The 13210-nt window shown below is 62.8% G+C and carries 10 protein-coding genes and 1 tRNA gene; 9 read left to right on the top strand and 2 right to left on the bottom strand.

What is annotated here, in order from left to right; genetic code table 11:
- The first annotated feature begins 12 nt into the window (after positions 1 to 12).
- A tRNA-Ala gene (locus KHO33_RS28785) sits at positions 13 to 88 on the top strand.
- Between the two features lie 133 nt (positions 89 to 221).
- On the opposite strand, the gene KHO33_RS28780 is transcribed toward KHO33_RS28785, so the two are convergent.
- Positions 222 to 1166, bottom strand: coding sequence for an AraC family transcriptional regulator (locus KHO33_RS28780; RefSeq protein ID WP_200564183.1), 945 nt, complete (start codon positions 1164 to 1166; stop codon positions 222 to 224).
- 186 nt (positions 1167 to 1352) lie between these two features.
- Here KHO33_RS28780 and KHO33_RS28775 point away from each other — a divergent pair, with 186 nt between their 5' ends.
- Together KHO33_RS28775 and KHO33_RS28770 are read left to right on the top strand one after the other, a co-directional pair.
- A complete protein-coding gene (locus KHO33_RS28775; RefSeq protein WP_093644821.1) occupies positions 1353 to 1814 on the top strand; it encodes a (2Fe-2S)-binding protein in 462 nt (153 codons plus the stop codon).
- Between the two features lie 2 nt (positions 1815 to 1816).
- On the top strand, positions 1817 to 4027 hold the full coding sequence (locus KHO33_RS28770) for a xanthine dehydrogenase family protein molybdopterin-binding subunit (protein ID WP_200564181.1): 2211 nt from the start codon (positions 1817 to 1819) through the stop codon (positions 4025 to 4027).
- A gap of 84 nt (positions 4028 to 4111) precedes the next feature.
- Here the strand turns inward: KHO33_RS28770 and KHO33_RS28765 are convergent, their stop codons facing one another.
- The gene (locus KHO33_RS28765) at positions 4112 to 5842 is read right to left on the bottom strand and encodes a methyl-accepting chemotaxis protein (protein WP_200564179.1); all 1731 of its coding nucleotides are present in this window, start codon (positions 5840 to 5842) and stop codon (positions 4112 to 4114) included.
- Positions 5843 to 6306: 464 nt separating this feature from the next.
- Here KHO33_RS28765 and KHO33_RS28760 point away from each other — a divergent pair, with 464 nt between their 5' ends.
- The 6 genes from KHO33_RS28760 (at position 6307) to KHO33_RS28735 (ending at position 13165) form a co-directional block, all read left to right on the top strand.
- Positions 6307 to 6879 (top strand): TetR/AcrR family transcriptional regulator, encoded by a 573-nt coding sequence (locus KHO33_RS28760; RefSeq protein WP_200564177.1) that lies wholly within the window; start codon positions 6307 to 6309, stop codon positions 6877 to 6879.
- A 56-nt stretch (positions 6880 to 6935) separates the two neighbouring features.
- Positions 6936 to 7811, top strand: coding sequence for an SDR family NAD(P)-dependent oxidoreductase (locus KHO33_RS28755; protein WP_200564175.1), 876 nt, complete (start codon positions 6936 to 6938; stop codon positions 7809 to 7811).
- 134 nt (positions 7812 to 7945) lie between these two features.
- Positions 7946 to 8647: an NAD-dependent epimerase/dehydratase family protein gene (locus KHO33_RS28750; RefSeq protein WP_200564173.1), complete on the top strand. Its 702-nt coding sequence runs from the start codon at positions 7946 to 7948 to the stop codon at positions 8645 to 8647.
- A 207-nt stretch (positions 8648 to 8854) separates the two neighbouring features.
- Positions 8855 to 10366: a sensor domain-containing diguanylate cyclase gene (locus tag KHO33_RS28745; RefSeq protein ID WP_200564170.1), complete on the top strand. Its 1512-nt coding sequence runs from the start codon at positions 8855 to 8857 to the stop codon at positions 10364 to 10366.
- Positions 10367 to 10546: 180 nt separating this feature from the next.
- The gene (locus tag KHO33_RS28740; RefSeq protein WP_200564168.1) at positions 10547 to 11161 is read left to right on the top strand and encodes a DUF2239 family protein; all 615 of its coding nucleotides are present in this window, start codon (positions 10547 to 10549) and stop codon (positions 11159 to 11161) included.
- A 438-nt stretch (positions 11162 to 11599) separates the two neighbouring features.
- A complete protein-coding gene (locus tag KHO33_RS28735) occupies positions 11600 to 13165 on the top strand; it encodes a methyl-accepting chemotaxis protein (protein WP_200564167.1) in 1566 nt (521 codons plus the stop codon).
- Positions 13166 to 13210 lie beyond the last annotated feature (45 nt).

Genomic DNA, 13210 nt, shown 5'->3' with positions numbered 1-13210 from the left:
TGTTTGCACGTTGGGGGGGTAGCTCAGCTGGGAGAGCGTCGCGTTCGCAATGCGAAGGTCGGGAGTTCGATCCTCCTCCTCTCCACCAAAGATCACATTGAAAGTTGTCCGAGATTGTCCGAAAACCCCGCAGCCGAAAGGCTTGCGGGGTTTTCTGTTTCTAACGAAATCCAATCGCCCTTATCTCCCCCAAAGGGAGATGTCGCGAATGCGACTTACGCTCACTCCCGAAACTCCACCCCATCCAAACGCCTCAATTGCGCGATGTCGCGAAGCGGCGGCGCGCCGAAGTGCCGGCTATATTCGCGACTGAACTGCGAAGGGCTGTCATACCCGACCCGGACCGCGACCGACCCGACATCTCCGCTATGCCTGAGCAGTAATCTGCGCGCCTCGTGTAGCCGCAGTTGCTTCTGATACTGCAGCGGAGTCAGTGTCGTGACGTTCTTGAAGTGATGATGGAGCGACGACACGCTCATGTTCACCGCATGTGCCAGCGTCTCCATCCGCAAAAGCTCGGTGTAGTGATTCTGGATCCACTCGATTGCCCGCGCGATCCGGTACGTCTGACTCCCGTTCACCGCGACCTGCCGCAGCCGTTTCCCTTGCTCGCTCGTCATCAGCCGGTAGAGCAATTCCTTTTCGATGAGCGGTGCGAGTACGGGAATGTCACCCGGAGTATCGAGCAATCGTACGAGTCGCAGCGCCGCATCGAAAACCGGTGCCGACAGCGTGGCCACTGCGATGCCTTCGCCCGCTGACGCGGCATCCGGTTCAGGCAGGCGCAGCTGCGTCGCCAGTTCGACGATCCGCTGCGGATCGAGCGAGAACTTCACACACAGATAAGGCGCGTCGGGTGAGGCCCGCGTCACCTGCGACATCACCGGCAGGTCGACGGATGTCACGAGGCAATGCAGATGATCGTAGACGTACGCTTGCCCCGCGACCATGACCCGCTTGGCGCCCTGCGCCGCGAACACGAATGCGGAGTTCGTCACGCCGCAACCGAGATCCACCGGCTGCGAGTAGCGATAGAACGTGAGCGACGGGATCGCCGTCTGATGGGTGCCGTCCGTCGGCGCGAAGCGGCTGATGAGCGCAGCGAGTTCACGGCGCGCGGTTTCGCGTGCCGCCGAAGGATCGGGCCGGGAGGAATGCTGTTTCATGCGCATGGAACTCCGTGAACGGAATCGAGCATACCCAACCGCTGCGGGGTAAGTGCCGCTGGCCTGCTGGATTTGCAGCATTGTTCAATAAATTTGCAGGATTGTGTAAGCGCAACCGCAGGCAGTCGGTACACACTGCCGCGTACACCCGGCGCCAAGTCCGGGCTTTCCCCACGGAGAGGTTCCATGTCCACATCGTTTGTCCTCAACGGCAAGAACGTTACGCTCGACGCCGATCCCACCACGCCGCTCCTCTGGGCAATCCGCGAAGACGCGGGCCTGCACGGCACGAAGTTCGGCTGCGGCATGGCGCAATGCGGCGCCTGCACGGTTCATCTGGAAGGCGAGGCCACCCGCTCGTGCGTGCTGCCGCTTGCGGCTATCGCGGGCAAGCGCATCACGACTATCGAAGGCATCGAAAGCCGGCCCGCAAAAGCCATCCAGGCCGCATGGGTCAAGCTGCAGGTGCCGCAGTGCGGGTACTGTCAGTCCGGACAGATCATGTCCGCGACAGCCTTGCTCGAACATAACGCCACGCCCACCGACGCCGACATCGATGCCGCGATGAACGGCAACATCTGCCGCTGTGCGACCTACACCCGTATTCGCGCGGCCATCCACGAAGCCGCTGCCACCCTGAAGGCCTGACCATGACGACCGATCTCGATCTCAAGGATGCGGTACGCCCGTCGCGCCGAACCTTTCTGAAAGCAGCCGGCGCCTTCGCGGCAGTCGGTCTCACCATCGGCTTCGAATGGGCGGGCACGGGCCGCCGCGCGCTCGCCGCCACGATGCCCGACGCGACGTTCGCGCCCAATGCGTTCCTGCGCGTCGCGCCGGACAACAGCGTCACGGTCATCGCGAAGCATGTCGAGATGGGCCAGGGCGCGTACACCGGCATCGCGACGATCGTCGCGGAAGAGCTGGATGCGAACTGGCAGGACGTGCGTGTCGAAAGCGCGCCCGCCGATGCGAAGCGCTACGCGAATCTCGCGTTCGGCACGATCCAGGGCACGGGCGGCAGTTCGGCGATGGCCAACTCGTGGATGCAATTGCGCGAAGCCGGCGCGAAAGCGCGCGCGATGCTGGTCTCCGCCGCAGCTGCGCAGTGGCAGGTGCCCGCATCCGAGCTGACGACGCTCGACGGCAGCGTTCATCACGCGGCCACGAACCGGACCGCGACCTACGGTTCGCTCGCGTCGGCCGCGGCCCGCTTGCCGGTGCCGGACACGGTCACGCTCAAGTCGCCGAAGGATTTTCGTTTGATCGGCCATCAGCTGCCGCGTGTCGACGTGCCGCCGAAAACCAACGGCACTGCGCAGTTCACGCTCGACGTGACGTTCCCCGGCATGCTGGTCGCGCTGCTGCAGCGTCCGCCGCTCTTCGGCGCGACCGTCAAGTCGTTCGACGCGTCGGCTGCGAAAGCGGTGCCGGGCGTCGTCTCGGTCGTGCAGGTGCCGGGTGGCGTCGCCGTGGTCGCGAAGGGTTTCTGGGCGGCGAAGCAGGGCCGCGATGCGCTGAAAGTCGAATGGGACGATTCAAAGGCCGAAAAGCGCAGCTCGGACGCGATCATGGCTGAATACCGGCAACTCGCCGAGCAGCCCGGTATGTCCGCCCGAAAAGACGGTGATGCGACGAAGGCGCTCGCAGGCGCGGTGAAGAAAATCTCCGCCAGCTATGCGTTCCCGTATCTCGCTCACGCACCGATGGAACCGCTCGACGCAGTTGTCAAACTCACCGCTGACAGTTGCGAAATCTGGGCCGGCGACCAGTTTCAGACCGTCGATCAGGCCAACGCCGCCCATACGGCGGGACTCGATCCGCAGCAAGTCAAGATCCACACGCTGTATGCGGGTGGCAGCTTCGGCAGACGCGCGAACACCCAATCGGACTATATCGTCGAGGCCGTGTCGATTGCGAAGGCGCTGGGTGCGAACGGCACACCGGTCAAGCTGCAGTGGACCCGCGAGGACGACATCCACGGCGGCCTCTACCGGCCGATGTACTTCCACAAGCTCGACGCGTGCCTGAGCGCCGACGGCAAGCTCGTCGGCTGGCGGCATCGCATCGTCGGTCAGTCGATTCTTGCCGGCACGCCGTTCGCCAGCGTGATGGTTAAGAACGGGATTGACGGGACGTCCGTCGAGGGCGCCGCTAACGTGGCCTACGCGATTCCGAACGTCTCGGTCGAACTGACGACCACGCAGACCGGCGTGCCCGTGTTGTGGTGGCGAGTGGTCGGCAGCTCGCATACGGCATTCGCGGTCGAGGCATTCATGGACGAAGCCGCGCACGCCGCGAGAAAGGACCCGTTCGTCTTCCGCCGCGATCTGCTCGCGCATGAACCGCGTATGCGGGGCGTGCTCGAACTCGCTGCGCAGAAAGCGGGCTGGGACCCGGCCAAACCTTTGCCGAAAGGCCGCGGGCGCGGCATCGCGGTAGCCGAGGCGTTCAAGACGTTCGTCGCGCAAGTCGCGGAAGTCTCCGTCGACAAGGACGGTAACGTGAAAGTGGAGCGCGTCGTGTGTGCGGTGGATTGCGGTACGCCAATCAATCCCGACGTCATCGCCGCACAGATGGAAGGCGGCATCGGCTTCGGTCTCGGCGCGGCGTTGCACAGCGCGATCACGTTAAAGGACGGCAAGGTCGAGCAGAACAACTTCGACGGCTACCAGGTGCTTCGGTTCGCGGAGATGCCCAAGGTCGAGGTGCATATCGTGCAATCGGGCGAAGCGCCGACGGGTGTCGGCGAGCCGGGTGTCGCACCGGTCGGGCCGGCGGTCGCGAATGCGATCTTCGCGGCCACCGGCAGGCGGATTCACTCGCTGCCGTTTCCTGCCGCTTCGGAAAAGACCGCCTGACGGGCTGAGCTAAGACGACGCGATGCGTCGCGATTGACTGCGCTCCCGCATGCTTGTCATGCGGGAGCGTGGCGCTTTCCTGAATCAGAACTTATCCCACCCTTCATCTACAGTTGCAGTAGCAAGCGCGGCAACCGGCGCAGCGGCCGTAGCCCGCGCAACGCGTTTCGGCGCAGCAGCAACAGTCGCCGCTACCTCACGCCGCGGCGCCTCCCGCCGAACAGGAACCGCAGCTACCGCTACCGCCGCCGCCGAATCCTTCACCTGAAAAAACGCGACGGCGTCAGTCAGTTGTTCCCCTTGGTCTTCCATCGACCGCGAAGCCGCTGCCGCCTCTTCCACCAAAGCCGCATTCTGCTGCGTGACGTTGTCCATCTGCGTAATCGCCAGATTGACCTGCTCGATCCCACGGCTTTGTTCGGTCGATGCCGCCGCGATTTCCGCCATGATGTCGGTGACTCGTGCGACTGCCTGAGTCACCTCGGTCATCGTCTTGCCCGCCTCGCCGGCAAGCGCCGAACCGTCGCGGATCTTGTCCACGGAAGTGGCGATCAGATCCTTGATCTCCTTGGCCGCACTCGATGAACGTTGAGCCAGGCTTCTGACTTCGCTTGCCACCACCGCGAAACCCCGCCCCTGTTCGCCCGCCCGCGCGGCTTCGACTGCCGCGTTCAGCGCGAGGATGTTCGTCTGGAACGCAATGCCTTCGATGATGCCTGTGATGTCCGCGATCTTCGTGGAGCTGTCGCTGATGTCGTGCATCGTGTTCACCACCTGACCGACGACCTCGCTCCCCTTCTGCGCCACCGATGATGCATTCGCAGCCAGCATGCTGCCTTGCTGCGCGTTGTCGGCGTTCTGCTTAACCGTGGAGGTAAGTTCTTCCATGCTGGAAGCAGTTTCCTGCAACGACGCAGCCTGCTGCTCGGTACGCTGGCTCAGGTCCATATTGCCCGCCGCGATCTGGCGTGCCGCGCCGGCGATGCTGGTGCTGCTGTCGCGCACGCGTCCGACGGTCACCGTCAGCCGTTCATTCATCTCGCGCAGGGCGGTCAGCAATTTGCTGGTTTCGTCGCGGCCCTCGACCGTGATGCGCGTGCGCAGATCGCCTTCCGACACGGTGCGCGCGACGTCGATCGCAAAACGCAGCGGTCCGGTCACGGCACGCGTGATCACCACGCACGCGCCGACTGCGAGCCCCAGCGCGATAAGGCAGATCGCGATCAGCAGATTGCGCTGGCTCTCGTAATGCGCCGTGTACTCGCTGACCAGCTGTTCCTGGCGTGAGCGCGTGTAGTCGGCGTACGCGTTGGTCGCGCGAATCAGCGCGGCGAGCAGCGGCCGGCAATGCTCGTCCATCTCGGCGATCGCTTCGTCCCGCTTGTTGGTGAGCGCGAGATTGACGATGTTGAGGGCGACGGGGCCATAAGCCGCTTCGACCCGGTTGATCTCGGCGACGAGACTGCGTGCTTTCTCCGACGTGTCGGTCGCGCTGGCGATCATGTCGTTGAGCTTCTTCAGGTCGGTTTGCACGTCTTCGTGCGCACGCGTCACGTCGGCTTTCTCTATTTCGAGGTCCTGCGGTTTGGTCACGAGCACAAGGTTGCGCGCCGCGATCGCTAGGCGGTCCACGGCGGTTCGAACTTGCACCGCCATATCGGCGCGTGCGTTGATGCCGTGTACGAAGTTGGAAAACCCATCGGTCGAATCGCTCAGCGCCTTCAGGGAAAGGCCGGAAACTACGACGACAACGACAGACAGCATGCCGAAACCGGCGATGAGTTTGGTTTTGATGGTGAGGTTTTTGAGGGTCACGATTTTTTTTCTCCAATAACGAAACGTTGAAGCGTTCGCAATGGACTCTCAGGTCCGGGCATGGGAGCGTCTATCTGGCAGCCGATCATCGTGGCCGCCCCGCGCGGTTTACCCTTCGTGCCTTCCCCAGGACGCCTCCGAAGGTGCGTCGAACGTCAGGCAGTAAATGGGTATCCCATTTACTGGTTATCGGATCGGATTCTTACGGACTTAAGAAATTCCGGGTATTCCTCTACAAAGCTTGCGTACGATGCGCGAAGAACGCATCGTTTTCGGTTGATTTGAATATATTTAGGTGCGTGGTGAAAGCATGAGTCTTACATATTCATTTCATTTTTCGACGTATATCCGGGCAAATAACCTACTGGCGGGCATCAGGCAACAAAAAATGGCTTGAACAAGCGCTCGTACATGGATATGATTGAGCAATCACTCATTAATTGCTTGTAGTCGAAACGAACCGTATGGCCCGTCCGAAAAGCGAAGACAAACGCAACGCCATCCTTGCCGCCGCAACTGAGGTCATTGCCGAGCAGGGTTTGAGCGCACCCACCGCGCGCATTGCAAAACTCGCGGGCGTGGCTGAAGGAACGCTGTTCACGTACTTCGACAATAAGGACGAGTTGCTGAACCAGCTCTACCTGGACATCAAGGCGGAGCTGCGCGAAGTGATGATGACGACCTATCCGAAGCAAGCCAGCGTGCGGGAGCGCATCCAGCACGTGTGGGACAGGTTTGTCGACTGGGGCGTGGCGCAACCGCAAAAACGCCGGGCAATGGCGCAATTATCGGTATCGGAGCGTCTGTCCGACTGCACGCGTGCAACTGGCATGGAGTCTTTCGCGGACATCAACGCAATGATTCAGGCAAGCGTGGCGAGCGGCGCTTTGCGTGATCATCCGCCGGCTTTCCTGTCGGCAATCATGGCGGCATTGGCCGAAACCACCATGGATTTCATCGCTCGCGAACCGGCCAATGCCGACCGTTATCGCAAGGCCGGCTTTGAGGCGTTCTGGCACGCGATTGCCCAGAACTAATTTTTTTGTCTTATTAATGAGCGCGTACATGCTCATTGAAATGTAAGGAGCACATTATGTCGAAGGTCTGGTTGGTTACGGGAAGCGCCCGCGGGCTTGGGCGCGACATTGTCGAAACGGCATTGCGTGCCGGTGAGCGAGTGGTTGCTACGGCACGCGATCCGCGTCAGTTGGCGGATCTGGTGACGCGCTACGGTGAGCAGGTTCGCGCGGTTGCGCTGGATGTCACGGATCCGGCGGCGGCACGCGCGGCCGTGCAGGCCGCAGTCGATGCTTTCGGCAGACTCGATGTGGTCATCAACAACGCGGGCTTCGGTCATCTGGCGCCGTTCGAGCAAACTACCGAAGACGATTTCCGTGCGCAGATCGACACCAACTTCTATGGTGTGATTAACGTCACGCGTGCGGCGCTTCCGGTGCTGCGCAAACAGCGAGCCGGCCACGTGATCCAGATTTCGTCGGTGGGTGGCCGAGTCGGGATCGCGGGTTTGAGCGCATATCAGGCTGCGAAGTGGGCGGTCGGCGGCTTCACCGAGGTGATCAGCCAGGAACTCGCGCCGTTCGGCGTCCACGTCACTGCGCTCGAGCCGGGCGGCATGAAAACGGAGTGGGGTACAGGGGCGATGGGTGAGGCGCCGGAATTGCTGCCGGACTATGTGCCGTCGGTCGGCGCTGTCGCGGATATGCTGTCCCAGTACGTCGGCAAGGAAGCCGGCGATCCCGCAAAGGTGGCGCAAGTGGTGCTGAAGCTTGCGTATCACGATTCGTTGCCGCCGCATCTTCTGCTCGGTAGTGACGCATTGCATTTCGCCGGCGAAGGCGACAAGGCGCGCGCTGCGGCGGCCGAAGCGTGGCGAGCGGTCAGCGCGGCCACCGATTTCTCCGCGCCAACGCCGCTGCCGGAATTTCCGGGCGCACCGGCGAAAGCCTGAGCGCGCAGGCGGCCGCCGGGCGACGCTCAGATCGCCCGCCACGCTCGGGACAAAGCGGCGGCCGCCCGTTTATGGGACATATCCAAAGGTTTGACCAATGCGCGCTGGCCGGGCGCAATCATGGAGCACGCATCATGAAGGTTCTGATATTCGGCGCGACCGGCATGGTCGGGCAGGGCGTATTGCGCGAATGCCTGCGCGCGCCAGACGTCGAGGCAGTCCAGACTGTTGGCCGAACCCGCACCGGCCAGCTCGATCCGCGTCTGAACGAGCTGATCCAGCCGGACCTGATGGACTACCGGGCGGTGGAAGAATCGCTGAAGGGTTTCGATGCGTGCTTTTTCTGTCTGGGCGTCTCGTCGGCAGGTCTGCAGGAGGCCGAGTATGCGCGCCTTACGTATGACCTGACGCTGGCCGCCGCGCAGACGCTCGCCCGTCTCAATCCGCAGATGACTTTCGTCTACGTGTCGGGTGCGGGCACCGACAGCACTGAACACGGCCGCACCATGTGGGCGCGGGTCAAGGGCAGGACGGAGAATGCGCTGCTACGGCTGCCGTTCAAGGCCGTCTACCTGTTCCGCCCCGGCGTGATCGAGCCGCTGAACGGCGCCGTGTCGAAAACCCGCTCGTACCGTTTGTTCTATACGGTGGCGAGACCGCTTCTGTCGACGCTGCGCGCGCTGTTTCCCAACTACATTCTCAGCACCGAAGACATTGGTCTGGCCATGCTGGAGGCCGCGCGCCATGGCGGCCCCAAAGCGGTGCTCGAGGTCGCCGATATCCGCGCGCTCAGCCGCGCCGCGTCCGAGCCGGCGCTCGATCTGCACGCCGGCTGAACGCCCGGACGGGTGACGTCCGCGCGCCGCGCCGCGGCCCGCGACGTCTCCTGGTCGGAAAATTTCGTTTAATCCGCCAAAAACCTGCCTTTTCCCTCGTTCGACGCGCCCCAGCGTCTGGTAGGCTACCGTTTCACGAGACGCGCCTTCCTGACGCGCCCAATTTCTCCACGCGCGTAGGTCAGCGCATGCCCGAATGAAACGCTCATGGTGACGCGCCGACCGAACATCGTGATTGCCATCAGTATCGTGCTGGCCAGCGCGATCCTTGCGATCGCGGTGTGGGTATTGGCGCAGATGCGCGACGATGCGCTGCGGCGCGCACAGGATTCGGTCTTCAACGTCTCGCTGCTGGTCGAGCGCGACGTGTCGCGCAATCTCGAGATCTACGATCTGTCGCTGCGGGCAGTAATCGACGGCCTGAAACAACCCGGCGTGCTGGAGCTGCCGCCGAAGATCCGCCAGATGGTGTTGTTCGACGGCTCTGCCAGCGCCAAAGACATGGGTTCGATTTTCGTACTCGACACAGCCGGCAACATCATCTTCGATTCGCAATCCTCGCCACCGCGTCCCGTCAATCTCGCCGAGCGCGATTATTTCAAGGTTCAGCGCGATTCCCCCGATGTCGGCCTGTACGTTAGCCATCCGTTCATGCCCAAGCTGACCGGCAAGGACGTGAGCATTGCGTTGAGCCGTCGTATCTCGCGGCCGGACGGCAGCTTCGGCGGCGTGGTGGTCGGCACGATGCGCCTTACTTACTTCAGGCACCTCTTCGCCGGCATGAATCTCGGCTCGGGCGGCTCGATGGCGCTGATGCTGAACGACGGCACGATGCTGATGCGGCGCCCGTATGATCCGAAAATCATCGGCCGGAGTCTGACCGGCACCTCGAACTATTCACGCTTCCTCCAGCAGCCAAGCGGGGACTTCTTCGGCACGGCGGCGATCGACGGTGTCGAGCGCTGGTACGCGTTCCGCCATATCGATATGTATCCGTTGATTCTCGACGTGGCCCTCTCTACTCGCGACATCTACGTGGAATGGCGGCATCGCGCGTGGCTCATCGGCTCGCTGATTGCGGCGCTCGACGTGGTGATCATTGCGCTCGCTCTCCTGTTCTCGCAGCAACTGCGGCAGCGCCGCGCGGCCGAAGAAGAGTTGCGCGTGCTCGCGCGTACGGACGGCTTGACCGGCCTGAACAATCGCCGCACCTTCGAGGAACATGCGGAGGAAGAGTGGCGCCGCGCGCAACGTAACGGCTGGCCGTTGTCGATGCTGCTGATCGACGTCGACACGTTCAAGGGCTTCAACGATCTATACGGCCACTCGGCCGGCGACGATGCGCTTATCGCCGTGGCGCGCTGCATCGGGCAGAGCGTGCGGCGCCCGGGCGATACCGCTGCGCGCTACGGTGGCGAAGAATTCGCCGTGCTCCTGCCGGATACCGACGAAACCGGGGCGGCGACCATCGCCGAGAAAATTCGCGCCGCGGTTCAGGCGCTCGAACTTCGCCATGTCGCGAGCTCGCACCATGTGCTGACCATCAGCATCGGCATTGCGTGCACCAGCCGCCAGGTATTCGCGACGAGCCGCGCACTCGCCATCGCCGCGGACGAGGCGCTCTACGAGGCCAAGGACGCCGGCCGCAACCGCGTGCTGTGCTATCCGGTGGCGGCGCGGGCGGATCGACGGAGTGCCGTGGCGTCGCCGGCGCAGTGAGGCGAGACAATTTCACAGGTGTGCCGCTCCGCGGATTGCGCCGACTTCGGGCAGACGGCCAGCGCTGATTGGCGTAGAACTTGTCGCGTACGCTGCTCCGAACAATTTAACCCGGGTAATATTTTGCGTTTAATTTATACCCGGGTATAATTCGACAAATTCTTCTTTCCGGAGTTTGTCATGACCCCCCATCCTGCAACCTGCACCGCCTTCGAGGGATACCGTCGCGTCGCCTCAGGCCCTGTGTTCGAGGTGGCGCTCGCCGTACGCGAAGTGCTGGCGCGCGGCGAACAGGCGCCTGTCCTGATTTTCGACGACGTCACGAGCCGCCCGGTCGAATTTGATTTGCGCGGCACGCCTGAAGAGATTCTGGCGCGGCTGGCAAGCGAGGCGCCCGGCGAACAACCTGCCCCAACTGCTGACGCGGGGGAAGACGACACTCCGCGCAGCCGCGGCCGGCCCAAGCTCGGTGTGGTGGCGAGAGAGGTCACGTTGCTGCCGCGTCATTGGGATTGGCTCAATGGGCAATCGGGTGGCGCTTCCGTCGCGCTGCGCAAACTGGTCGACGCGGCGCGGCTTGCGGGCGAGGACAAGGATCGCAAACGCGCAGCGCAAGAAGCGGTGTATCGCTTCATGACCGCGCTAGCCGGCAATCTGCCTGATTACGAAGATGCAACACGCGCGCTCTATGCCGACTATCGGGCCCGGTTTGACAGCATCGTCGCGGCATGGCCGGAGGATGTGCGCAATCACACGCTGCGGCTGGCTGATGGTGCGTTCGTCACGCATCCGTAAATTCAACTGCGTATCGAACGTATCGGACGCACCAGACGCCCGGTCGAGTGCGCCAGCCAACGAGACGTATGGGCAAAAAAAAACCGCTCACGCCGGGGAGCGTGAGCGGAAAGTCGGAGAGTTACATCAACATCACGTGCGCTCATGGGGGTGAACGCAACAAACAAAGTCTAAAAGCTCGGCTCATCCCCATATATCAGACAAATCCCAATCACTGCCTCGACGCGTAAAGCGCGTTGAAGTAGCGATCCGGCCCCGCGTGCCAGGCAATCCTTACATCATCCTGTCCCGGTTATGCCCACCATTTATCGCATCAAGTCTCTGTTACGCACGCCGTAAAAGAGGTGGCAGCGTCGCCACGTATCTGAAACATGGCGAACAGTTTTGCCATAGCGCAGCGACGCGAGCGTCCCCTTAGGACTTATGAAGGATGGTGAGATGAAGTGGTTCGACCGCATGACCGTATTCAGGAAGCTGCTGTTGGCGTTTGCCGTCGTGATCGGGTTCTGCGTCGTGATCGGCGGGACTTCGCTGCAGACGTTGTCGTCGATGCACGCCATTACCGACGCCATCTGCGACCAGCACATGAATGGCCTCTACTGGATGGAAGAGGCGAACCGTCACAAGATCGATTCGGATCTTGCCGCCGCGAATCTTGGCTACGCCGCCGACGACGCCGGCCGTCAAAAGTTGAAAGACAGCATCGTCGCTTCGCTCAAAGAGATGCACGGCGCCTACGATCAGTACCGCGCGACCATCGGGACCAGTAAGGGTCAGGAGATGTTCGACGAAGTGCTGCGCAAATCGGGCGTATGGGAGGGCATCGTGCATCAGCAAATCGGTCTCGAACCGATTCCGGCCGGCGTCGACAACAACGAACTCGTGCGTCGCGCGATTGCGTCGAGCGAGGCGCTGCGCGATCGCATCACGGCGCTGATCGACTATCGCCGTCAGCAAGCCAACGAAGCCCAGCAGGAGGCGGGCGCCAACTATCAGCACATGCGCATCGTGATGCTCGCGCTGGTGTTGGGCGCGATCGCGGCGGGCGCCTTGCTCGCGACGGTGATCGCACGGCGCCTCGCACGTCAGCTCGGCGGCGAGCCCGATTACGCGATGCACATCGCCAACCGCATTGCCGATGGCGATCTGAGCGTGCGCGTCGACACCCGTGCGGGTGATACAGGCAGCATGCTGTTCGCGCTACGCAACATGCGCGAGCGGCTGGCCGGCATTGTCTCGGGCATCAGCGAGTCGAGCGAATCGATCCTGATGGCTTCGGGCGAGATCGCGCAGGGCAACACCGATCTGTCGCAACGCACCGAAGAGCAGGCTGCCGCGTTGCAGGAAACCGCGTCGAGCATGCAGGAATTGACATCGACGGTGAAGATGAATGCCGAGAATGCTCAGCAGGCGGGGGGTGTCGCGCATGGCGCGTCGGAAGTGGCGGCGCGCGGCAGCCACCTCGTCGGCGATGTGGTCGAAACGATGCGCGAGTTGGCGGCCGGCTCGAAGCGCATGACCGACATCATCGCGGTGATCGAAGGGATCGCGTTCCAGACCAACATTCTCGCGCTGAACGCCGCCGTAGAAGCGGCGCGAGCTGGTGAGCAAGGCCGCGGCTTTGCGGTGGTGGCGGGCGAAGTGCGTTCGCTCGCGCAGCGCAGCGCGGTGTCCGCCAAGGAGATCAAGGAGCTGATCGAGAGCTCGACAGCGCGTGTGGGCAGCGGCGCCGAACTAGCCGAGCGGGCCGGTCAGACGATGGCGGAAGTCACGCATGCGGTGAAGCGCGTGACCGATATCATGGGTGAGATTTCGTCGGCGTCGCAGGAGCAGAGCACTGGCATCGAAGAGGTGAACCGCGCGGTCGCGCAGATGGACGACGTGACCCAGCAGAACGCGGCGCTGGTCGAACAGGCCGCTGCTGCTGCTGCGTCGATGGCGGACCAGGCAAGGCAGTTGCAAGCGGCGGTGACGGTGTTCTCGCTGGACGCGCGGCACGCGTAGCGCTCTTTACACGCGTTTTGCCGCCCTTGCCAGGCCTGGTGGCTC

Source organism: Paraburkholderia nemoris (assembly GCF_905221015.1).
Lineage (GTDB): Bacteria > Pseudomonadota > Gammaproteobacteria > Burkholderiales > Burkholderiaceae > Paraburkholderia > Paraburkholderia nemoris.
The sequence above is the reverse complement of the archived record's forward strand: the minus strand, read 5'-3'. Positions and strand labels throughout refer to the sequence as shown.